Here is a 22143-nt window from a genome sequence, read left to right on the forward strand (position 1 = left end):
ACCACCCCCCCCACCCCCCCCCCCCCCCCCCGGCGGGGGGGGGGGGGGGGGGGGGGGGGGGGGCCCCCCCCCCCCACCCCTGAAACGCGACCCGCCCAACGCAACGTGACCACTCGCAAAAGTCGCGGACCGCAACGGCAACCGTCAGAGGTTCGGGAACCAGATCTTGATCTCCCGCTCGGCCGACTCGGCCGAGTCCGACCCGTGCACCAGGTTGTACTGGACCTCCAGCCCGAAGTCCCCGCGAATGGTCCCGGGCGTGGCCTTCTCAACGGGGTCGGTCCCACCGGCGAGCTGGCGGAAGGCCGGAATGGCCCGAACACCCTCGACCACCAGCGCCACCAACGGCCCACCGGTGATGAAGTCGACGAGGTCGTTGTAGAACGGCTTGCCGTCGTGCTCCGCGTAGTGCTGCTCGGCGGTGGCGCGGTCGGCGGTGCGGAGCTCCAGCGCGGCGAGCTTCAGGCCCTTGCGCTCGATGCGGGCGATCACCTCGCCGACCAGACCACGCTCAACGCCATCGGGCTTAACGAGAACCAGGGTGCGCTCGGACACGACGGTACAACTCCTTGCAAAACAGGAACGGGAAGTGCCGACAGGGTAGCGAACGCCACACCGGCCACAGCGGCTAGTGCACCAGCACCGGCCCGGAATCCCGTGCGACGACGACCTGCCGCAGCACGAACACCGCGAGCCCGAGCGCCACCGCGACGAGCCCGGCGCTGATCCAGAACGCCAGGTGGAAGCCCGAGGTCAGCGCCTCCGACCGCCCGACGCCCGAAGCCAGCAGCGACGACGTGTACGCGGTCGAGGTGGTCGCCAGCACCGCGAGCCCCAACGCGCCACCCACCTGCGCGGTCGTGTTCACCAGGCCGGAGGCCAGGCCGGCCTCGTCGGGAGAGGCACCGGACATCGCCAGCGTCATCAAGGCCGGGAACGACAGCCCCAGACCGATGCCGAGCGGCGCCACCGCGGGCAGGATGTCCGCCAGGTAGGACCCGTCGACCGGCACCTGCGTGAACACCACCATGCCGACCAGCATGAACACCAGGCCCACGATCAACATGTTCCGCTCGCCGAACCGGGAGTTCAGGCGCGCCGACAGCGACACGGAGAACACCGCGATCGCGCCGGCCACCGGCATGAACGCCAGGCCGATCTCCAGCGGCGAGTACGACAGCACGAGCTGCATGTAGAGCGTGCCGAGGAAGAACAGGCCGAACATGCCGGCGACCATCGAGATCTGCACCAGGTTCGCCCCGGTCACGTTGCGGGACTTGAACACCCGCAACGGCAGCAACGGCTTCGCAGCGGTCCGTTGGCGCACAACGAAACCGGCCAGCAACGCCAAGGCCACCGCACCCAAGCCGAGCGTGTGCGCAGAGCCGAAGCCGTAGTGCTCCGCCTTCACGATCGTGTACACGCCGAGCATCACCGCGGCGACGATCAGCAACGCGCCAAGGACGTCCGCCCCCTCGCGCAGGCCCAGCCCCACCGACGAAGGCACGAGCCGCACCGCCGCAACGGCCGCCACGATGCCGATCGGGATGTTCACGAAGAAGATCCAGTGCCACGACATGGAGTCCGTGAGCACGCCACCGAGCAACAGGCCGATGGACGCGCCTGCCGCCGCGACGAAGCTGAACACGCCGATGGCGCGCCTCTGCTCGTCGGGCTCGGGGAACATCGTCACGACCATGCCCAGCGTCACGGACGTGGCCAGCGCACCGCCGGCGCCTTGCACGAAGCGAGCGGCGATCAGCATCTCGGAGCTGAAGGACACGCCGCACAGCAGCGACGCGACCGTGAAGACGCCGAGGCCGATCAGGAACACCTTCTTGTGCCCGATCAGGTCGCCCAGACGACCGGCGAGCAGCAGCAGACCGCCGTAGGCGATCAGGTACGCGTTCACGACCCAGGCGAGGCCCGCCTGGCCGAACTTGAGGTCTGCGTCGATCGCGGGCAGAGCCACGTTCACGATCGTCTGGTCGAGAACGATCATCAGCATGCCGGCGCACAGCACGATCAGCGCGAGCCAGCGCGAGTCGGTCTTCGGTCCCCCTGGATTCATAAGAGAGACCGTAGCAGATAGTTTTGTACGGGACTATCTATTACCCAACTGCATGACGCAGAGCACGCTTGCGCGGCGGCTTCTCACACGGCATCGGGGCGCTCAACCGGCCTTCCAACAGCCGCGTCAGGCCCTTGACCAGGCCTTCCCGCTCGTCAACCGGCAGCGAACCCAGGACGCTCTCGTAGACGTCGGCCACGACCCGGTCGGCCTTCGCCGTGATCTCGCGGCCCAGTTCGGTCACCACGACGACGCGCGCACGACGGTCCGTGGGCGAGGGCTGCCGCTCGGCGTACCCGGCCTGCTCCAGGGCGTCCAGCGTCACGACCATGGTCGTCTTGTCGATGCTGACCTCGTCGGCGATCTCCGACTGCGTACGCCCCGCGTCGAGCGCACTGGACAGCACGCAGCGGGCTCGCGGAGTCAGTCCGATCTCCGCGAGCCTCGCCGTCAGTTCCGTCTCCAGCGCGTGCCCGGTCAGATGCAGCAGCATCATCAGGTCAGTACACCCCGTCGTGCCCATGAGCACTACGGTACCAAATAATCTAGGCAGCAAACTATTTGCTGACCTGACTACCTCTCCAGCACGACGACCGAGCGCGCCGCCCCGGGCCGCTTCTCGCTGGTCAGCGGCTTCCAGTCGCCGGCGGGCAGCGTCACGGCCTGGTCCGCCGGGTACGGGTTGATCACCACGACCAGCCCGCGCCGAGCGGGATCGACGTCCGGCCCGACCGTGTCGTCGAGGTGCATGACGATCACACCGGACGCCGCGGCCGGGAACGACACCTTCTGCTGGACGAGGTCCGCGGACCCCAGCGAGAAGAGCGGTGACGACTTGCGGATCCGCAACAGCTCCAGCGTCGCGTCCAGCGAGGCCTTCATGTCCGCTGACGACGGCTTCACCGCGCCCAGCAACGGTTTCGCGTACGGCCACTTCGACTCGTTGTCGGCCTTGGGCGGCAACCCGCGACCGAAACCGTTGTCGCGCAACGACGGGTCGTAGGAGTTGAACCAGTCACCGGAGTCGTAGCTGTTGCGGTCCAACGACTTCGAGCGCAGGAACTCGCTACCCGCGAGCACGAACGGCCGTCCCTGCCCGAGCAGCACCGGAGCCAACGACACCGTCTGCATCTTCACGCGATCAGCAGCAGACGTCTCAGGCTTCAGCTTGTAGGCCAACGCGTCGAACAACGTCTCGTTGTCGTGCGCGTCGACGTAGGTGATGGCCTCCAACGGCTGCCCGGTGTACCCGGCGGCAGTGCCGTTGTACTTGACGTCGCGCCCGGACACCACCGGTCCGGCCGTCGACCGGAACCGGTACGAGGCGAGGTTGCCCGCCATGCCCAGCTTCACCAGGTCGCTGTAGTTCTCCAGCCGCGCGGCCACGTCACCGTTGGCGGGCGAGGAGTTCACGTCCCCGGCCAGACCGGAACCGAGGCCCTGCACGCGCGGGTCGTCGTCGAACGGCCCGCCGCCGCGCACCGCGTCACGCAGCCGGTCGCTGAACGTGCCGATGCCCGTGCCGGCCATGTTCGCCTGCGTGGCCTGCTCGAACCGGGCGTTGCCGGCGACCTCGCCGAAGTCCCAGCCCTCGCCGTAGACGCCGATCCGGCGCCCGTCCACGCCGTCCTTCTCGACGGTCAGCGCGTCCAGTGCCGCCCGCACCGCGAGGATGTTCGCCTTCGGGTGGTGACCCATCAGGTCGAACCGGAACCCGTCGACCTTGTAGTTGCGCGCCCACCGCACCACGGAGTCCACGACGAGCTTGCCCATCATCGCGTTCTCGGGCGCCGTGTTCGCGCAGCACGTGGAGTTCGCGACCGAGCCGTCGAGGTTGAGCCGCTGGTAGTAGCCGGGCACGACCTTGTCGAGCACGGACGTCGGTGCGTCGCCGAACGCCGCCGTGTGGTTGTAGACGACGTCCACCACGACACGGTTGCCGTTGTCGTGCAACGACTTCACCATCTCGCGGTACTGCTTGGACCGCGCCCAGCCGTTCTGCGCGTCCGCCGTGGCGTACGAGCCCTCCGGCACGTCGTAGTGGAACGGGTCGTAGCCCCAGTTGAAGCCGTCCTTCGCCGCCACCGCGCCGACGCACGCCTGCTGCTGGTCGGAGTCCGGCGCGAACGAGGGCAGGTCGCACGCGGGTTTGGCCTGGTCCTCGCGCTTCTCGGGGATGGTCGCGATGTCGAACGTCGGCAGCAGGTGCACGGTGTCCATGCCCGCGGCGGCCAACGCGCCGAGGTGCTTCATGCCCACCGAGTCGCGGTGCGTGAAGGCCTTGTAGGTACCGCGTTCCGCTTCCGGCACGGACTGGTCGTTGATCGAGAAGTCCCGCACGTGCAGCTCGGTGATGGCGCCGCCCATGCCCCGCGCGACGTCCTTCGACCAGCCCTGCGGCATGGTCCGGCCGTCCTTGAGGTCCGCGAACTGCGAGTGCGTCGAGTTCACCGACAGCGCGAGGGAGTACGGGTCGGTGACCACGACCGTGCGCTGCCAGTTGGTGACCTCGAACTGGTAGTACTTGTTCTTCCAGGCACCCTTGGCGGACCACGAGCCCGACGCGTCGTCGCGCTGCAGCTGCACCACCTTCGCGGGCTCACCGGAAGGTGTGTCGAACAGCCGCAGCTTCACGTTCTGGACCGTCGGTGCCCACAGCCGCACGGCCACGCAGTCGCCGTCGAACGTCGGCCCGAACGTCAGTTTCGTCGCCGCCGCGGCGAACCGGTCGTCGAGCACGCCCGCGATCTGCACCCCCGTCCGGTGCCGGATCGCGCCGCCCGCGTCGACGTGCACGGCGGAGAGCTTGTCCCGCAAGGCCTCGTCGACGAACCCGCGCACCGCGAACACCGGCTTGCCCTTGAGGTGCGGGAACTGCGCCGGCACCTCCTCGGTCGTGGGCGCGAGCCGCAGCACCCGTGAGCCGTACTCCAACCGGTAGCCGTCGGACTGGACGACCGGCACGTCCCAGACGACCTTGTCGCGCGAGATCCAGATCGCCTTGGCCTTGGTGAGATCGTCGTCCGCGGCGGGACCGGCGTTCGGCGGCAGCAGGTAGTTCTCCGTGCCCTGCAACTGCCACACCTCGTTCCCCTTCTGCCCCAGGTCGAGGAACTGGTCGGGCCCGGGATCCTTGGTGTCACCGCGGTGAACGATGTAGCTGAGACCGGCGGCACCAGCCGCGAGCGGCACGGACCAGTACACGCCGAACTGGTCGCGTCCGTCCGGCACCCGCGACTGGGTCCAGCCCGGCGACGGTTCCGCGGACCCCGTCCAGTGGTACATCGTCCAGTCCGCGTAGTCGCCGTCCGCGCGGTGGTAGTGGATCACCGCGCGGTTCTCGGCGGCGGCCTTCGTAGCGTGCACCTTGCCGCCCGCGACCCACGAGTGGCCACTCGTGAACTTGCCGGACGCCTCCACGGTCGTCCCGCGCACGACGGAGAAGTCGGTGGTGGGCGGGAGTTCCGCGATGCCGTTCGTGAACGGCACGTCAGCCCGTCCGGCAACGCGCACGACGGCTCCGGTCGCGTCACCGAGGTAGTGCACGACCGCCTTGCCGGTCGCTGCCTGCTCGGACGGGTGCACCGCCGCATCGCCCTGCTTCAGCCACACCTCGGGCGTGACGCTCGGGTCGACGAACCGGTCCCCCGGCGTGTCCTTCTCGTCGCCCTTGTGCGCGATGATCCCGACCTGCTTGGCGCCCGGCTTCAGCTTGATCCACGCGAAGCGCCCGTAGGCGTCCTCCCCCGCGAACGGCAGCGGCGCGTTCCAGTCGACCGGCGTCTCGACGTCACCCCAGGCGTGCAGGCCCCAGCCGTCGTAGGAGTCGCGCTGGTAGTGCACGACCAGCCAGTCCGGGCTCTTCGTGCCGGGTTCGGGAACCGGCGGCGCGGCCACGAGCGACACGAACGCCCCGTCCGCACCGATCTCGCCCGACTTCGCGACCACGCGCAGCTCGACGCGCTTGCCGGCGGCCGCGCCCGGAAGTGCCGGCAGATCGGCGAAAACCCGGTACGGCGCGGCGTCGTCGGTGCCGAGCACGGTCCAGTCGGACGTGCCCTCGACGCGTGCCGCGAACGTGGCGGCCGCGTTGGGCGCGGTGATGCCGTCCGCGCGCAGCTCGACCCGCTTGTCCAGCACGGTTCCGGCGGCCGGGGCGACCAGCACCGGCGCCGGCTTCGCCGCCTTCACCTCGCTGGTTCCCTTGAGCACCAACGCCGACAGCGCGGGCACGGTGACCGTGACGCGGCCGTTCTGGACCTGCGCGTTCTCGAACGTGCTCGACGAGACCGGGACGGTCACGGTCGCGGGCGAGGTGCCGGCGTTGGCGACGACGAGGCTCTCCCGGCCGAGGATGCGGCTGAACGCGAACACGTCACCGTCGGCGTACCGGAGCACCTGGTTGCCGTCGCGCCACACCGGGTCCTGGTCGACCTGCGCGGCGAGGGCCTTGAGCTGCTGGTACAGCGGGTGAGAGGGGTTGAAGTTGTCGACAGCGCCGGTCCGGTCGGAGCCGATCAGCTTCTCCGCCATGTACTCCGGCGTCTTGGACGCGAACATGTCCTGGCGCGCCAGCTTGTCGCCGCCCGTGCCGGCGAAGCCCTGCTCGTCGCCGTAGTAGACGACCGGGTTGCCGCGCCACAGGTACATCAGCGTGTTGCCGAGCTTGAGCCGTTGCAGCAGTTCGTCGTCGGAGATGCCCGGCCGGTCGTTGCGGATCATCCACGCGATGCGGCCCATGTCGTGGTTGCCCAGGAACGTGGGCAACGACGAGGCGTTGGAGTCGGCGTCGGTGTAGCGGTCGTCGTCGAGCAGCACCTCGCCGAGCCGCTGCGAACCCTTGCCGGACAGGAAGCTCTCCGCGCTGCTCTGGAACGGGAAGTCCAGCGTCGCCTGCATCTTGCCGGTGGTCGTGTACTTCGAGGTGTTCTCCGGTGAGGAGTCGTAGACCTCGCCGAACACGAAGAAGTCCTTCTTGCCCTTGCGGTTCGCGTACTGCTTGACGTACGGCGCGAGGGCCTGCCAGAACTCGATGTTGACGTGCTTGACCGTGTCGACGCGGTAGCCGTCGATGTCGAGCGTGTCGATCCAGCTGGTGAAGATGTCCTTCATGCCGTTGACCACGCGCGGGTGCTCGGTCATCAGGTCGTCGAGGCCGGAGAAGTCGCCCTGCTCGCTGGACTCGCCGGAGAACGTCGAGTCACCGCGGTTGTGGTACAGCGTGAGGTCGTTGAGCCACAACGGGAACTTCGTCGGACCGTTCTTGACCGGCGTGTACGGGAAGGACTTCTTCGCGTCGAGCTTGGGGAACGTGGACTTGCCCGCGTAGTCGGCGATGTCGAACGGCTTGCCGTCGGCGTCCAGGTACGGCTGCGCACCCGTGGACACGTACGCGTTCTTGCCCTCGGCGTACTTGATCACGTCGGCGGTGTGGTTCGCGACGATGTCGAAGAACACCTTGATGCCGCGCTTGTGCGCGTCGCGGATCAGGTCGCGCATCTCCTGCGTGGTGCCGAAGTGCGGGTCCAGCTTGGTGAAGTCGACGGTCCAGTACCCGTGGTAGCCCGCCGAATCGCCCTGCACCCACCGGTTGAGGAACATCGGCGTCATCCAGATCGCCGTGATGCCCATGCCGTCGAGGTAGTCGAGCTTCTGCCGCAGGCCCTTGAGGTCACCGCCGTGGTAGAAGCCCTTGTCGGCCGGGTTGAAGCCGTTCTCGGCGCTGGTGGAGCGGCCGCGGTCGTTGCTCGGGTCGCCGTTGGAGAACCGGTCGGGCATCACGAAGTAGAAGCGCTCACCTCGCAGGTCGTCGCGCTTCGGCGGCAACGCGAGTTTCACGTCCCCGTCGCGCACACCGGGCGCGATGTCCACCACCTCACCGACGGCCAGGCGTTGCTTCGGTTGAGCAACGGCCTGGACCGGTGTGAGAGGCAGCAGAACCAGTGCAGCGAGCGCGGCGACGACCCGACGCATCGCGACCTCCTTGTCGCAACTTCTTGCAGGGTTGCTGCACGAAACCACGAGAAACAGCGGTAAACAATACGTCGAGCTTCGCAAATATTTGCAATCAGCCTGCCGGACGCTTGTACGTGATCGCCAGCCTGAGCGGGTGCGTCCGCCACTCGTTGACCGCCACTCCCGCGATCATGCCGATGCCCTCGACGTTCTCCGGTGTCGCGGGCGCGGCGCGGCTCGGCGACCCCGCCAGCGGCCCTTCGGTTGGCGGCGGCGAGAACTGGGCGACGGCGACCTGCTGTCCCTCGTGCTGCTGCACGGCCAGCAGGACGTGCGGGTTCGCCTGCTCCCCTTGGCTCTCGATCGGTTCGAGCGAAAGGTACTCGCCTCGTTCCGCCGCGACACCGGCCATCCGGCCCGCCCACGCGAAGGCTTCCGACACATCTTCGTTCGAGAGCTGGGCGTCCGCTTCCGGCAACGTCACCGGCACCAGACGCGTGCCGTGCGCGGTCATCTCCCCGTTGGTGGTGAACCGGTCCGGGATCATCGCCTCACCGGTCTCGACGTCGATCATGAGCATGTCGCGGAACCGGGTGGCCGCGAGCGGCGACCGGCCCATGAGACCGCGGCCGAGCATCTCCCTGAGCTTCGGATCGGTCATCCGCCAGTACGTCGTCTGCTCACCGATCTGCAGGCCGACGAAGTCCTTGACCGGGAGGCTGGGCAGTGCGGTCATGAGCCGCTGGCCGGGTGCGACCGGCGGTGGTGGCGGCTGGACCTGGAACGGCGGAAGAGCCGCGAACTGTGGATCCAGCCGTGCCGTGCGGACCACGTGGTGCGCCCACGCCCGCACGCGCGACAACGGGTGGTCGGGGAACCTCGCGTCGTACCGCGGATCATCGCCCGCGTGGAACGGCAGCACGCCCTGCAGCTCCGGCGCGTACGGGTGCGGCCTGACCCAGTTCTGAAAGCCGATCTCCGCCGCCAGCACGCCTTCCCGGATGCCGGTCGTGCCGCGCTCGATCGCGCCGAGCTGCAGCACGGCGCTGCAGGTGGCCTTGGGGACCGTGAAGGAGCAGTGGAAGAGCTGCCCGCCCTGCTGGTTCGGCAGCGGCATCTTGACGATCCGCAGCAGCGCCGGCACCCCGGCGAGCCCGACGACGTGCGCCTCGATCAGGCAGCCGACCTCGCCGTCGATCCTGGCGAGGTCGTGCCTGAGCTTGGGCAGGTCGTCCAGCCCGGCCGGCAGGTCCGGCACCATGTTGTAGTAGGTGAGTTCCGCCTGGTCACCGCTCGGGTGCTGCCAGACGTTCCGGTTGACCTGACGGAAGCCGGTGGTGTCGAACGAGATGGGCACCCACCGACCCTACGGCGAACCTCAGAGCGCCTTCAGCGTTTTGGACCAGAGCGACGCGCCGGTCGCGTCACGCAGCCAGACCGTGAGCTCGTGCTGGTTCGCCTCGACCTCGCCGAAGTGCTGGAACCCGTCCAGCGGCGAGGTGTTGGCGGCGGGCGGCGCGTGCACGAACACGGCCTCCGGGCCGAACGTCGGGTCGAGGGTGTTCGGGCCGAACGCGCCGGCGTGCAGCGGACCGGAGACGAACTCCCAGAACGGGTCGAAGTCGCCCACGGCCGCGCGGTCCGGCGAGTAGTGGTGGGCGGCGGTGTAGTGGACGTCGGCGGTCAGCCACACGGTGTTGCGGACGCGGCGCTTCTTCAGTTCGCGCAACACCCACGCGAGCTCGTGCTCTCGGCCGTTGGGCGCGCCGGGCAGACCGTTCGCGACGGCCTCGATGTCGGGGCCGTCCGGCACGACGAGGCCGAGCGGCAGGTCCGCCGCGATGATCTTCCACGTGGCGGTGCTGCGGGCGAGGCTCTCCACGAGCCACTTCGCCTGCGCCGCACCGAGGATGTGGCCCGGCTGGTCGCGCGGCGCGGTGTTCTTGTCCTTGTAGGTGCGCATGTCGAGCACGAAGATCTCGACGTTGCGGCCGTAGGAGAACCTGCGGTACACGCGGCCGTCGACGGCGCGCTGCCGGTCGATCGGCATCCACTCGTGGAACGCCTGGAAAGCCCGCTGCGCCAACACGTCCACGCGCTTCTCGGTGTACTGCGGGAGGTCCAAAATCTCGCCGGGGTACCAGTTGTTGAGGACCTCGTGGTCGTCCCACTGCGCGTAGGTGGGTACCTGGGCCGCGAAGCGCTTGAGGTTCTCGTCGAGCAGGTTGTAGGCGAACTGGCCGCGGTACTCGTCGAGCGTTTCGGCCACTTTGGACTTCTCCGCCGTGACGAGGTTGCGCCAGATCCGGCCGTCCGGCAGCGTCACCGACTCCTTCATCGGGCCGTCGGAGTAGACGCTGTCACCGCTGTGGATGAAGAAGTCGGGCTTGCGGTCGGCCATGGCCTTGAAGACCGGCATGCCGCCGATGTCGGGGTTGATGCCCCAGCCCTGGCCGGCGACGTCACCGGACCACACGAACCGGACCTGCTCCCGGCCGAGCGGGGCGGTGGTGAAGCTGCCGGTGACGGGCTCGCTGCAGGTGCGGCCGTGCAGGTCCTCGGCCGTGACGCGGTAGTGGGCGGTGCGGCCGGGCAACAGGTGACCGACCCTGACCTGCCCGGTGCCGCCGGTCTCCGGCGTGAGCAGCGGGCCGCGGAAGCGGCGGGAGAAGCGGAACCCGGGGTCGTTGGACACCTCGACGAGCATCCGGGACGGACGGTCCGCGCGAGTCCACACGATGCCGCCGTCCCAGGTGACGTCACCGGACTGCACGCCGTGCGTGAGGATCGGACGGTCGGTCTTGGCGAGGCCGATGCCCGAGGGCACCAGCGCCGCGGCCGTGCCGAATGCGCCTGCCTTGAACAACGTGCGACGGTCGAAGGTCATGCGCGGTTTCTAGTCGGCCGTTCTGGCCGGTGGTGAAACCGCAGATGAACTTCGACCGCCGCAGCTCGCCCAGCGGCGGTCACGTCAGGCGCTTGAGCCAGTCCGTGATGATCTGCCGCGACGCGGGCGTGGCGTGCACCCACGTCTGGTGGTTCTGGTCGGTGTACTTGACCACGAGCCAGCGCCCGTCCTCGAAGTCGATCGTGGTGAGGAACGTCTTGGCGCGCTGCCTGCCCTCACCGTTGCGCCTGGCCGCGTACAGCTTCGCCGTGCCCTTGCGGGGCTGGGCGAGCAGCTGCCGCAACGACGTCGACGGCGACGCCTTGCCCGGCTGGTGCACGTTGATCTCCGACGCGTGCACGTTGATCGACGCGCCGCGGCCGGGAGGAACGTCCGGCAGCTGCATCGCGAGCACCTCCGGCGCGTTCTCCGGACGGATCGGGTGCAGCTGCACGAACCCGTTTTCGTGCACGGCGAGCACGCCGTGCTGCGAGTTCGCCGCCACCATCACCGGCCGCGTCTCGCTCGGCGTGAGCGCGATCCACGCCGAGTAGTCCTGGTCCGCCTTGGCGATCAGGTGCAGCGTGCCCCGCACGTCCGGGTGATCCAGCCCGACCCGGCGCAGCTCGCCGATCACGTCGCGTTCGATGACCGCCCGCTCGTCCTCGGTCTCGCCGGGCGAGTCGACGGACAGCGCCGGGTGGTAGTCCCCGAGCCGCTCCTGCTTCCAGAGCACGTCGAACGCGAGGTCGGACAGCTGGATGGACGACCGCAGCACGTCACCCCCCGATCGTCGGCGGCGCGACCATCGGCATGTCCCCGATGATCTCGTTGGTGTTCTCCTCGGTGACGAGGTAGTCGGCCGACTTGTGCTCCAGGTCGTCCTCCCCTTCACCCTTCTGCCCGTGGCCGCCCATGCCACCCATGCCGGCGGCGCCACCCCGGCCCGCCGCACCGGCCGCACCACGCCCGGCCGCGTTCGGCCCGCTCTCGCCCATGCCGCCGAACACCCCGGCCTTGCCACCGGGCTGCTGCCCGCTGCTGCTGCCGGTGCCCAAGCCTCCGACACCACCGCGACCGGACGCGGACCCGGCCCCGCCACCGAACTTGCCGGCGCCGCCACCGACCTTGCCCGCGCCGCCGCCGAACTTCCCGGCCGCACTGCCACCGGGACCACGCCCGCCACCGGGACCGTTCAGGCCGCCGGGGCCGACGGGGACACCGATGGGCGGGATGCCCGTGTTCGGCGGGCGCTCGATCACACCGCCGACGGGCGGCTTGCCGGCGCCGCCGGGGAGGTCACCGGTCTTGAGGCCACCGTTGAGGTCCGCGCCGACGGCTTGGGACGTCGTGGTGTCGTTGCCGCCGGTGTGGCTGGTGGGCGGGGTCCAGTTGCCGCCGCTCGGCTGACCGGTGCCGGTCGAGCTCGGGTAGTTCGAGCTGCTGTGCGGGCGGCTCGTGCCACCGACGTTGTTGCCGGTCTTGTCCTGGCCGTCGTCGCCGCCGGTGTCGGCGATCTCGATGTTGAGGGTGTCTGCCGTGACGCCGGGGAACTGCTGCGGCAGCTCGCCCTTGTTGGTGCGGGCCGCGCCCTGGAACTGGGAGTAGACCTGACGGTTGTGCGACTCGTCGCTGTTGTACTGGTTGGCCGCGTCCTCGGTGTCGGTGTCCCACGGCGTGATGTCGTCCCAGAAGCCGGTCTCCGGCTTGTTCTCCGGGATGTTCTTCAACTGACCTTTGTTGTAGTTGAACTGGTAGACCTGGTTGGCCAGCGAGCGGTCCGCCTGACGCAGCGACTCCTGCATCTGCACCATGGCCTGGCTGATCGGGTTCGCCGCCGCCTGAGCGGCATCGGCGCTGGCGCCACCCCACGCCTCGCCCAGCGTCTCACCGACCCGCCTGAGGCGGGCCTCGACCCCGGCGTAGGTGCTTTCGAGCTCAGCCGCCTTGTCCGACGCCAGCTGCGTGCTGGTGGTGCCCGGCCCTGAGGTCATCAACGTGTAGATCTGGTGCCCGGACAACGCGTCCGCGCGGGTGTTGTCCTCGGAGAAGCAGTTCGGCGCGGGCCGTGTCATTTCGCACCTGCCTTGATCGTCGTGATGACCTGGTTGGCGAAGTCGGTGACGGCGGCGCACGGTTCCGAGTAGCGCGTGCCGCCCTTGTCGATCTGAATCAGGAAGGAGAGGACCTGCTTGTCCGTGACGCCGACGTCCAGCGAGCACTGTCCCGACTTGCGCAGGTCAGCGGCCGAGTTCAGCACCGCGGGGTAACCCTGGACGGGCGGCTGCGGCTCCCACAGCTCCATGTTCGCCTTCGCGCCGTAGAGCGCGTCGAGCCCTTCGACGCCCTGCAGGAACACGACGCTCGGGCTCGCCTTGCTCGGGGTCTTGCTGCCGAGCCAGATGCACGCCTTGCCCGGCGCACCGGGGTTCGGCTCACCCTTGATCCCGGGCAGTCCCAGCGCCTCCAGCTGTGCCGCCGTGACCACGGAGCACGGGTCGGCCTCGGAGCGTTCGTACGCCAGCGGCGTCTTGACCTTCGGCGCCCCGTTCGGCGTGGTGTCACCGGAGGAGGCAGGCGTGCTCGACGGCGTCTGCGTAGGCGTACCGGTGGTGCCACCACCGCCACAACCGGCCAGAACGGCAAGGGCAGCGGCGATACCGATGGCAGTGGTTCGGATGCGCAACAGCTCAGTCCTTCGGCTTGAGGTTGGCCTGGTTGCCCTCTTCGGTCTGCTCGTACTGCCGGAGAGTCGCGTTCAGGTTGTCGATGCGGGTGGTGAGCGCGTCCACCAGCTGCTGGTTGGACTGCAGGTGCATCCTGCCCGCCGTCACCGCGGCCTGTGCGTACACCTGGCTCGGCACGTCCTTGCCCGCGGCCTGCACCTTGACGAGTGCGTCGCCGGCCGCCTGGGCCTTCTTCACCTCATCGCGGATGGACTCGTACTCCTTGATGGCAGCGCGCAATGTGTCGAGATCAACCTTGGTCCCGCTCATCCCCAGTACCCCTTCGTGCAGATTCGTGCGTCCAGGAGCATAGCGCCGGGTCAGCGGCCTTGTCCGGGCTTCAAAGCACGATCGAGTGAACAAGGCGAAGTGTCAGCGCGACATTGCGACAAGCACGAGTACGAAGAGCGATCTGCGTCGTTCAACGACGCTTTTCGTCAGCGCCGCGAAAGCCACCACCAACAAGTTTCATTTTCAAATAGTTGCGCGCAGGCGCCACGAACGGCATTCACCGCTGCCTTTCCGGTTATCTCTCGCCCTGTGGGCCCGGAAACGCGGCGTGACCTACTCGGCGGGCTGTTGCTGGGCCGGCAGGCGGCCCTCCGCCATGCGCTTGAGCAGGTCCTTGCGCAGCCACAGCATGTAGACCCACACCAGGGCGAAGATCACGCCGATCACGCCGAGCGCGGGCAGCAGCAGCCAGGTCGCGATCAGCAGCACGTGCAGGGCCACGACAGCGGGGATCGCCCACGGGCGGCGGACGAAGGCGCACATCGCGATGAAGAGCGCGATGAAGCCGAACGCCACCCAGCCGACGAGGGTGCCCACGCCGCCGTGCAGCTTGGCGATCACCGGGAGGGCCAGGGCGACGACGATGACCTCGAGGATCAGGGTGCCGGCCATGATGCCGCGGAAGGCCTTGAGCGGGTCCTTCTTGAGAGGGGCCGGGGTGGTCATGCCGGCTCCTTTCCGAACAGGGCGCGGGCCTCGCCCGCGGTGACGACGGAGCCGGTGACGATGACGCCGCCGCCGGACAGCTCGTCCTCGGTGAGGTGGATGGCTTCCTCGATGGCGTCGTCCAGGCGCGGGCGAACCTCGAAGCGGTCCTCGCCGAAGATCGGGACGGCGAGGCCGGCCAGGACGTCCGGGTCCATGGCGCGCGGGGACGAGTTGGTGGTGATCACCAGTTCCTGCACGACCGGTTCGAGGGCGGAGAGGATGCCCTCGGCGTCCTTGTCGGACATCACGGCCACCACGGCGACGAGCTTGCGGAAGCCGAACTCGGTGTCCAGCGCGCGGGCCAGTGCGGCGGCGCCGTGCGGGTTGTGCGCGGCGTCGACGAAGATGTTGGGCGCGGACTTCACCCGCTCCAGGCGGCCCGGCGTGATGACCGTGGCGAAGCCCTGGCGGACCGCTTCCACGTCCAGCCGGCGGTCGGCACCGGCACCGAAGAACGCCTCGACGGAGGCCAGTGCCAGTGCGGCGTTCGCGGCCTGGTGTTCGCCGTGCAGCGGCAGGAAGATGTCCTCGTAGACGCCGCCCAGGCCCTGCAACGTGATCAGCTGGCCGCCCACGGCCACCGAGCGCGAGACGACGCCGAACTCGCTTCCGAAGCGGGCGACGGTGGCGTCGACCTCGGCCACGCGTTCCAGGATGACCTTCATGGCCTCCGGCGTCTGCTCGCCGACGATCGCGACCGCGCCCGGCTTGATGATGCCGGCCTTCTCGGTGGCGATGTCCTCGATGCGGTTGCCGAGGTACTCGGTGTGGTCGAGGCCGATCGGCGTCAGCACGGCGATCTTCGCGTCCGCGATGGACGTCGCGTCCCACGTGCCGCCCAGGCCGACCTCGACGACCGCGACGTCGACCGGCGCGTCCGCGAAGGCCGCGTAGGCCATGCCGGTGAGCACCTCGAACTTGCTCATCCGGATCTCGGAGCGGGAGTCGACCATCGCGACGTACGGCTCGATGTCGCGGTAGACCTCGACGTAGCGATCAGGGCTGATCGGCTGGTTGTCGAGGCTGATGCGCTCGGTCGCGAGCTGCAGGTGCGGGCTCGTGTACCGGCCGGTGCGCAGGCCGATGCGCGAGAAGAGCGCATCGGCCATGCGCGACGTCGACGTCTTGCCGTTGGTGCCCGTCAGCTGAACCACCGGGTAGTTCGTCTGCGGGTCGCCCAGCACGTGCGCCAGCGCCTTGATCCGGTCCAGCGACGGCTCGAGCTTGGTCTCGGGCCACCGCTGGTTGAGCTCGTTCTCGACGTCGAAGAACTCGTCGAGGTTCACGTCCAAAGGAAACGCCTCCGCCTAAAAATGGTTACAGCGCGGCCAGGCGCTCGTTGATGCGGGCGATGTCGGCCTCGGCGGTGGCCTTGCGCTCCTCGATCTTGGCCTTGACGTCGGCGGGCGCCTTGGCGAGGAACGCCTCGTTGCCCAGCTTCTTCGTCGTGCCGTCGAGCTCCTTCTGCGCGACCGCGAGGTCCTTCAGCAGACGCTTGCGCTCGGCCACGACGTCGATCGCGCCGGACAGGTCCAGTTCGACCTTCACCGCGCCCTTGGGCAGACCGACCTCCAGCGTCGCCGAGACGGTGAACTCGTCGCCCGGCTCGGTCAGCCGCGTCAGCGACCGGACCGACGGCACCTGGTCGACCAGGCCGACGCAGCACGCGCCGCGGACCTTGCCCGCGACCTTCTGGCCCGGCTTGAGGCCCTGCTCCGAGCGGAACCGGCGGATCTCGGTGGCCAGCTTCTTCAGCCCCTCGATCTGGGCCAGCGCGTCGGCGTCGCGCTCACCGCCGGAGGCCTGCGGCCACGCGGCGATGACGAGCGACTCCTCGCCGGTCAGCGCGGTCCACAGCGTCTCGGTGATGAACGGGATCGCCGGGTGCAGCAGGCGCAGCAGGACGTCGAGGACGTGGCCCAGGACGGACTGCGTCGAGGAGACCCGGCCGTCGGCGATCTGGACCTTCGCGATCTCCAGGTACCAGTCGCAGAACTCGTCCCACGTGAAGCTGTAGAGCGCCTCGCAGACGCGCGAGAACTGGAACGCCTCGAAGTTCGAGTCCACAGTGGACACGAGTTCGTCCAGGGTGTCCAGGATCCAGCGGTCGGCCGCGGTCAGCTCGTCGCGGGCGGGCAGCGGACGGGCGACCGTCGCACCGTTGGCGAGCGCGAACCGGGTGGCGTTCCACAGCTTCGTGGTGAAGTTGCGGGAACCGGCCGCCCACTCCTCGGCGACGGCCATGTCGGAACCGGGGTTCGTGCCGCGCAGCAACGTGAACCGGGTGGCGTCCGCGCCGTAGCGGTCCATCCAGTCCAGCGGGTCGATGCCGTTGCCCTTGGTCTTCGACATCTTCTTGCCGAACTGGTCCCGGATCAGGCCGTGCAGGAAGACGTGGTCGAACGGCTGGACGTCGTCCATCGCGTACAGACCGAACATCATCATCCGGACGACCCAGAAGAACAGGATGTCGTAGCCGGTCGAGAGGACGGACGTCGGGTAGAACTTCTTCAGGTCCTCGGTGGAGTCCGGCCAGCCCAGCGTGGAGAACGGCCACAGGCCCGACGAGAACCACGTGTCGAGGACGTCCTCGTCCTGACGCCAGCCCTCACCGGTGGGCACCTCGTCGTCCGGTCCGACGCAGACGACCTCGCCGTTCGGGCCGTACCAGACCGGGATCCGGTGCCCCCACCACAGCTGGCGCGAGATGCACCAGTCGTGCAGGTTGTCGGTCCAGTCGAAGTACCGCTTGTTCAGCTCGGCCGGGTGGATCTTGGTGCGGCCGTCGCGGACGGCGGCGGAGGCCTTGGCGGCGATGCCCTCGACCTTGACCCACCACTGCAGCGACAGGCGCGGCTCGATGACCGTGTCGCACCGCGAGCAGTGCCCGACGGCGTGGACGTACGGCCGCTTCTCGGCGACGATCCGGCCCTCGGCGCGCAACGCGGCGACGATCGCCGGACGGGCCTCGAACCGGTCGAGTCCCTCGAACGGGCCGTGCGCGGTGATGGTCGCGCGGCCGTCCATGATCGTGAGGTTCGGCAGGTCGTGCCGCTGGCCGATCTCGAAGTCGTTCGGGTCGTGCGCAGGCGTGACCTTGACCGCGCCGGTGCCGAACTTCGGGTCGACGTGCGTGTCCGCGACGATCGGGATGCGGCGGCCGGTCAGCGGCAGTTCGACCTCGGTGCCGATGAGGTGCTGGTAGCGCTCGTCGTCCGGGTGGACGGCGACCGCGGTGTCACCGAGCATCGTCTCGGCGCGCGTGGTCGCGACGACGATCGAGTTCTCGCCGTCGCCGTAGCGGATCGAGACGAGCTCGCCGTCGTCGTCGCTGTGGTCGACCTCGACGTCCGACAGCGCCGTCTGGCAGCGCGGGCACCAGTTGATGATCCGCTCGGCCTGGTAGATCAGGCCGTCGTCGTACATCTTCTTGAAGATCGTCTGGACGGCGCGCGACAGCCCCTCGTCCATGGTGAAGCGCTCGCGCGACCAGTCGATGCCGTCGCCGAGCCGCTTCATCTGGTCGAGGATCTTGCCGCCGTACTCCTCTTTCCACTCCCAGACGCGCTCGACGAACTTCTCGCGCCCGAGGTCGTGCCGCGACATGCCCTGCTTCGCGAGGTCGCGCTCGACGGCGTTCTGGGTCGCGATGCCCGCGTGGTCCATGCCGGGCAGCCACAGGACCTCGTAGCCCTGCATGCGGCGACGCCTGGTCAGCGCGTCCATCACGCTGTGGTTCATGGCGTGCCCCATGTGCAGGCTGCCGGTGACGTTCGGCGGGGGCAGCACGATCGTGAACGGCGGCTTGTCGCTCTTGACGTCCGCCTCGAAGTACCGCCGGTCGACCCACCGCTGGTACAGCTCCGCCTCTACCTCCGCCGGAGTCCACGCGGCGGGGAGGTCAGGACGCTGGGTTGCGGTGTCGAGTTCAGTCACAGCTGTCAAGTCTACGGAGGCGGGGGTATCGACTTGAAACGAGATACCTGCTAACGGGCGGAGCAGCACGTAGCATCCCCGCACCGCGGTACCGCCTGGGGGGAATCGCGGACAACCCGGACGCCTCCACGTGCGTGGTGTTCGGTGTACCGAACCGCTTGGGGGAGAACGTGCCGTACGACATCGAGGACCACCCGGACCTCAAGGACGCGGCGTGGCTTCGCGCCGCGAACAGACGCGCGAAGCGGGAGATCCGCAGGCAACGCCGCCAGGCGCGCATGCACCGGCACGGCCGCACGGTCGTCATCGCCGTCGCACTGGTCGCCGTCGGCGCCGCGGTCTTCGGCCTGTACAAGGCCGGGACGTTCAGCCAGGCCGCGCTGCCCCAGGCACTGGTGCCCACGATCACCACGCAGCGCCAGGGCGTCGACGTCGAGCACCCGTTCGCGGGCACGCCGGCCGAGCAGTGGGCCGACGGCGAGAAGGGCATCGTCGTGCCCGACCAGAACCCGGAGTACGCGGCGGGCTACGAGGCGGCGCGCAAGGCTCTCGTCGTGGGGCACCTGGACCCGAGAGTGCTCGTCGACCACGACGTGGAGCCGTTCGTGTCGATGCTCGCCCCTTCGCTGCGGGACGCCTGGCGGAACAACCCGAACAACGGCTCCGTGGTGACCCGGCTGAAGAAGGGCAACAAGCTGCTGCCGAACGGGATCAAGGTCGACGGCCGCATGTGGCCGGGCCGCGACCAGTACGGCCGCCCGCTCGTGCACACGAGCTACCGGTTCGCCTACGCCTTCGACCCCGGCTACCAGAAGTCGATCTTCGACCAGTACGAGATCGTCGCGCTGGTCCGCTCCGACACGGACTACCAGCTCGCCGAGGACGGCGTCTGGACCGTCGCGAGCAACGGCTTCCTCTACTCGATGGCGTGCGAGGCGTCGAAGCAGGGCTTCCTCGCCCCGCTGTTCACCGAGAAGCGGCAGCTGCCCACCGCCGAGGAGGCCAAGCGCAAGCCCGAGGAGTGGTTCGCGGCGGACACCCCGATCCCCACCACCAGTGGCTGTAAGTGATCACTCTTTCAGAGGTGCCGCACGAAGGTGACGGCGATCACAATTGCCGTCACGGACCGTTCAACCCCTTGGGGCCCGTGACGACGACGCCGCCGCGTTCTTCGGGGGCGCTGGCGGCGCCGACGTCGATCAGCGAAGAATGAAGCCATGAGCAGCAAGCCCCCGCAGCACGACGTCGACGAGTCCGCGCTCGAAGTCAGCACCCCCAAGACATGGGCGGCGGGTATCCCCGGCGTGCTCGTGTCGCTCGACCGCGCGGTCGAGCAGATGGGTGTCAGCCGGACGGTCAAGACGTTGCGCCTGCTCAACCAGCGCGAAGGGTTCGACTGCCCCGGTTGTGCGTGGCCGGAGCCGCAGGGCCACCGCAAGATGGCGGAGTTCTGCGAGAACGGCGCCAAGGCGGTCGCCGAGGAAGCGACGAAGCGGCGGATCGGGCCGGAGTTCTTCGCCGAGCACTCCGTCGAGAGCCTCCGGACGAGGACCGACTACTGGCTCGGCCAGCAGGGCAGGCTCACCGAGCCGATGGTGCTCAGGCCCGGCGCCACGCACTACGCGCCGATCAGCTGGGACGCCGCGTTCACGCTGGTCGCCGAGGAGCTCAACGCCCTGTCGTCACCCGATGAGGCGATCTTCTACACGTCCGGCCGCACCAGCAACGAGGCCGCGTTCCTCTACCAGCTGCTGGTCCGCTCGTTCGGCACCAACAACCTGCCGGACTGCTCGAACATGTGCCACGAGTCGTCCGGTGCCGCGCTGAACGAGACCATCGGCATCGGCAAGGGCTCGGTGTCGATCAAGGACTTCGAGCTCGCCGACCTCATCGTGGTCATCGGCCAGAACCCCGGCACGAACCACCCGCGCATGCTCAGCGCGCTGGAGGACGCGAAGAAGAACGGCGCGAAGATCATCGCCGTCAACCCGTTGCCGGAAGCCGGGCTGATGCGGTTCAAGAACCCGCAGAACGTCGCGGGCGTCGTCGGCCGCGGCACCGCGCTGTGCGACGAGTTCGTGCAGATCCGCGTCGGCGGCGACCAGGCGCTGTTCCAGGCGATCGGCCACCTGCTGCTGCAGTGGGACAAGGTCGACCGGGAGTTCATCAGCGCGAAGACCCACGGCTTCGACGCCTACGCCGAGCACCTCGCCGAGCTCGACTGGGACGCCGTGCTCACCGCGACCGGCCTGACCCGCGAGCAGATCACCCGCGTGGCCGGCATGTTCGTCGACTCGCGGCGCACGATCGCCTGCTGGGCCATGGGCCTCACGCAGCACAAGCACAGCGTGCCGACGATCCGCGAGGTCGCGAACGTCATGTTCCTGCGCGGCATGATCGGCAAGCCGGGCGCGGGCCTGTGCCCCGTGCGCGGCCACTCGAACGTGCAGGGCGACCGCACGATGGGCATCTACGAGAAGATGCCGGAGAAGTTCCTGCTGGCGCTGGAGAACGAGTTCGGCATCCCGGTGCCGCGCAAGCACGGCTTCGACACCGTCGACGCCATCAACGCCATGCGCCACGGCCGCGGCAAGGTGTTCATCGCGATGGGCGGCAACTTCGTCAGCGCCACCCCGGACACCCCGGTCACGGAGAAGGCGCTGGAGCAGTGCTCGTTGACCGTGCACGTCTCCACGAAGCTCAACCGCTCGCACGTGGTGCACGGGAAGACTGCGTTGATCCTGCCCGCGCTCGGCCGCACCGAGAGCGACGTGCAGCACTCGGGCGAGCAGTTCGTGACGGTCGAGGACTCGATGTCGGTCGTGCACCGCTCGCGCGGCCGGCTCAAGCCCGCGTCCGACCAGCTGCTGTCCGAGATCTCGATCGTCTGCCGCCTCGCCCGCAAGGTCCTCGGCGCCGCGCATCCGGTGGCGTGGGAGGAGTTCGAGAAGGACTACGACGTCATCCGCGAGCACATCTCGCGGGTGGTGCCGGGCTGCACCGACTACAACACGCGTGTGCGTCAGCCTGATGGTTTCGTGCTGCCGCACCCGCCGCGCGACTCGCAGGAGTTCGCGACGGCGACCGGCAAGGCGAACTTCACCGCGTCGCCGATGACGGTGATCGAGGTGCCCGAGGGCCGCCTGCTGATGCAGACCCTGCGCAGCCACGACCAGTACAACACCACGATCTACGGCCTGGACGACCGCTACCGCGGCGTGAAGGACGGTCGGCGCGTGGTGTTCGTGAACCCCGACGACATCGCACGGCTCGGGTTCACCGACGGCCAGATGGTGAACATCGTGTCGGAGTGGAAGGACGACCCGACGGGCGTTGTGGAACGCCGCGCCGAGTCGTTCCGGATCGTGTCCTACCCGACCGCGCACGGGTGCGTGGCCACGTACTTCCCCGAGGCGAACCCCTTGGTGCCGCTGGACTCCAAGGCGGACATCTCGGGGACGCCGACCTCCAAGTCGGTGATCGTGCGCCTGGAAGCCGCTATTTGACGATCACCGTGAGTGGCGGCGGTCCCCCGAAGGGCGACCGCCGCAACTCACGGTCGCGCTTCT

Annotated in this window: 15 protein-coding genes; 2 read left to right on the top strand and 13 right to left on the bottom strand. The window is 68.8% G+C overall.

What is annotated here, in order from left to right:
• Positions 1–144: 144 nt before the first annotated feature.
• From ndk to ACWEIJ_RS39150, 13 genes are all read right to left on the bottom strand, one after another.
• Positions 145–555 (bottom strand): nucleoside-diphosphate kinase, encoded by a 411-nt coding sequence (ndk, locus tag ACWEIJ_RS39090; RefSeq protein ID WP_030468130.1) that lies wholly within the window; start codon positions 553–555, stop codon positions 145–147.
• Between the two features lie 73 nt (positions 556–628).
• Positions 629–2071, bottom strand: a complete 1443-nt coding sequence (locus ACWEIJ_RS39095; protein WP_449842326.1) for a DHA2 family efflux MFS transporter permease subunit — start codon at positions 2069–2071, stop codon at positions 629–631.
• A 40-nt stretch (positions 2072–2111) separates the two neighbouring features.
• Positions 2112–2594: a MarR family winged helix-turn-helix transcriptional regulator gene (locus ACWEIJ_RS39100; RefSeq protein WP_449842327.1), complete on the bottom strand. Its 483-nt coding sequence runs from the start codon at positions 2592–2594 to the stop codon at positions 2112–2114.
• Positions 2595–2644: 50 nt separating this feature from the next.
• On the bottom strand, positions 2645–8044 hold the full coding sequence (pulA, locus tag ACWEIJ_RS39105; protein ID WP_449842328.1) for a pullulanase-type alpha-1,6-glucosidase: 5400 nt from the start codon (positions 8042–8044) through the stop codon (positions 2645–2647).
• A gap of 94 nt (positions 8045–8138) precedes the next feature.
• A complete protein-coding gene (locus tag ACWEIJ_RS39110; RefSeq protein WP_449842329.1) occupies positions 8139–9383 on the bottom strand; it encodes a hypothetical protein in 1245 nt (414 codons plus the stop codon).
• Positions 9384–9404: 21 nt separating this feature from the next.
• Positions 9405–10913 carry an alkaline phosphatase D family protein gene (locus tag ACWEIJ_RS39115; protein ID WP_449842330.1) on the bottom strand — a complete coding sequence of 503 codons (1509 nt, stop codon included), beginning with the start codon at positions 10911–10913 and terminating at the stop codon, positions 9405–9407.
• Between the two features lie 79 nt (positions 10914–10992).
• Positions 10993–11691, bottom strand: coding sequence for an ESX secretion-associated protein EspG (locus ACWEIJ_RS39120; RefSeq protein ID WP_449842331.1), 699 nt, complete (start codon positions 11689–11691; stop codon positions 10993–10995).
• Position 11692: 1 nt separating this feature from the next.
• On the bottom strand, positions 11693–12988 hold the full coding sequence (locus ACWEIJ_RS39125; RefSeq protein ID WP_449842332.1) for a hypothetical protein: 1296 nt from the start codon (positions 12986–12988) through the stop codon (positions 11693–11695).
• A complete protein-coding gene (locus tag ACWEIJ_RS39130) occupies positions 12985–13599 on the bottom strand; it encodes a DUF3558 domain-containing protein (RefSeq protein WP_449842333.1) in 615 nt (204 codons plus the stop codon). Before ACWEIJ_RS39130 ends, ACWEIJ_RS39125 begins: the two co-directional genes overlap by 4 nt.
• Before the next feature lie 4 nt (positions 13600–13603).
• Positions 13604–13909 carry a PE domain-containing protein gene (locus ACWEIJ_RS39135; protein ID WP_449842334.1) on the bottom strand — a complete coding sequence of 102 codons (306 nt, stop codon included), beginning with the start codon at positions 13907–13909 and terminating at the stop codon, positions 13604–13606.
• 294 nt (positions 13910–14203) lie between these two features.
• Positions 14204–14596, bottom strand: a complete 393-nt coding sequence (locus tag ACWEIJ_RS39140) for a DUF4233 domain-containing protein (protein ID WP_449842335.1) — start codon at positions 14594–14596, stop codon at positions 14204–14206.
• Positions 14593–15924, bottom strand: coding sequence for a bifunctional tetrahydrofolate synthase/dihydrofolate synthase (gene folC, locus ACWEIJ_RS39145; protein ID WP_449842336.1), 1332 nt, complete (start codon positions 15922–15924; stop codon positions 14593–14595). The genes ACWEIJ_RS39140 and folC overlap by 4 nt, the downstream gene beginning before the upstream one ends.
• A 31-nt stretch (positions 15925–15955) precedes the next feature.
• A complete protein-coding gene (locus tag ACWEIJ_RS39150; RefSeq protein WP_449842337.1) occupies positions 15956–18574 on the bottom strand; it encodes a valine--tRNA ligase in 2619 nt (872 codons plus the stop codon).
• A gap of 158 nt (positions 18575–18732) precedes the next feature.
• Between ACWEIJ_RS39150 and ACWEIJ_RS39155 the strand changes: the two genes are divergently transcribed.
• Both ACWEIJ_RS39155 and ACWEIJ_RS39160 read left to right on the top strand, forming a co-directional pair.
• On the top strand, positions 18733–19644 hold the full coding sequence (locus tag ACWEIJ_RS39155) for a hypothetical protein (RefSeq protein WP_449842338.1): 912 nt from the start codon (positions 18733–18735) through the stop codon (positions 19642–19644).
• A gap of 147 nt (positions 19645–19791) precedes the next feature.
• A complete protein-coding gene (locus ACWEIJ_RS39160) occupies positions 19792–22080 on the top strand; it encodes an FdhF/YdeP family oxidoreductase (protein ID WP_449842339.1) in 2289 nt (762 codons plus the stop codon).
• The last annotated feature ends 63 nt before the right edge of the window (positions 22081–22143 follow it).

It is taken from the genome of Lentzea sp. NPDC004789, assembly GCF_053601075.1.

Excerpts from the sequence above, each read along its gene's own strand:
- ACWEIJ_RS39095 (WP_449842326.1), bottom strand. The coding sequence starts at position 2,071 with ATGAATCCAGGGGGACCGAAGACCGACTCGCGCTGGCTCGCGCTGATC.
- ACWEIJ_RS39100 (WP_449842327.1), bottom strand. The coding sequence starts at position 2,594 with ATGGGCACGACGGGGTGTACTGACCTGATGATGCTGCTGCATCTGACC.
- pulA (WP_449842328.1), bottom strand. The coding sequence starts at position 8,044 with ATGCGTCGGGTCGTCGCCGCGCTCGCTGCACTGGTTCTGCTGCCTCTC.
- ACWEIJ_RS39115 (WP_449842330.1), bottom strand. The coding sequence starts at position 10,913 with ATGACCTTCGACCGTCGCACGTTGTTCAAGGCAGGCGCATTCGGCACG.
- ACWEIJ_RS39125 (WP_449842332.1), bottom strand. The coding sequence starts at position 12,988 with ATGACACGGCCCGCGCCGAACTGCTTCTCCGAGGACAACACCCGCGCG.
- ACWEIJ_RS39135 (WP_449842334.1), bottom strand. The coding sequence starts at position 13,909 with ATGAGCGGGACCAAGGTTGATCTCGACACATTGCGCGCTGCCATCAAG.
- ACWEIJ_RS39140 (WP_449842335.1), bottom strand. The coding sequence starts at position 14,596 with ATGACCACCCCGGCCCCTCTCAAGAAGGACCCGCTCAAGGCCTTCCGC.
- ACWEIJ_RS39160 (WP_449842339.1), top strand. The coding sequence starts at position 19,792 with ATGAGCAGCAAGCCCCCGCAGCACGACGTCGACGAGTCCGCGCTCGAA.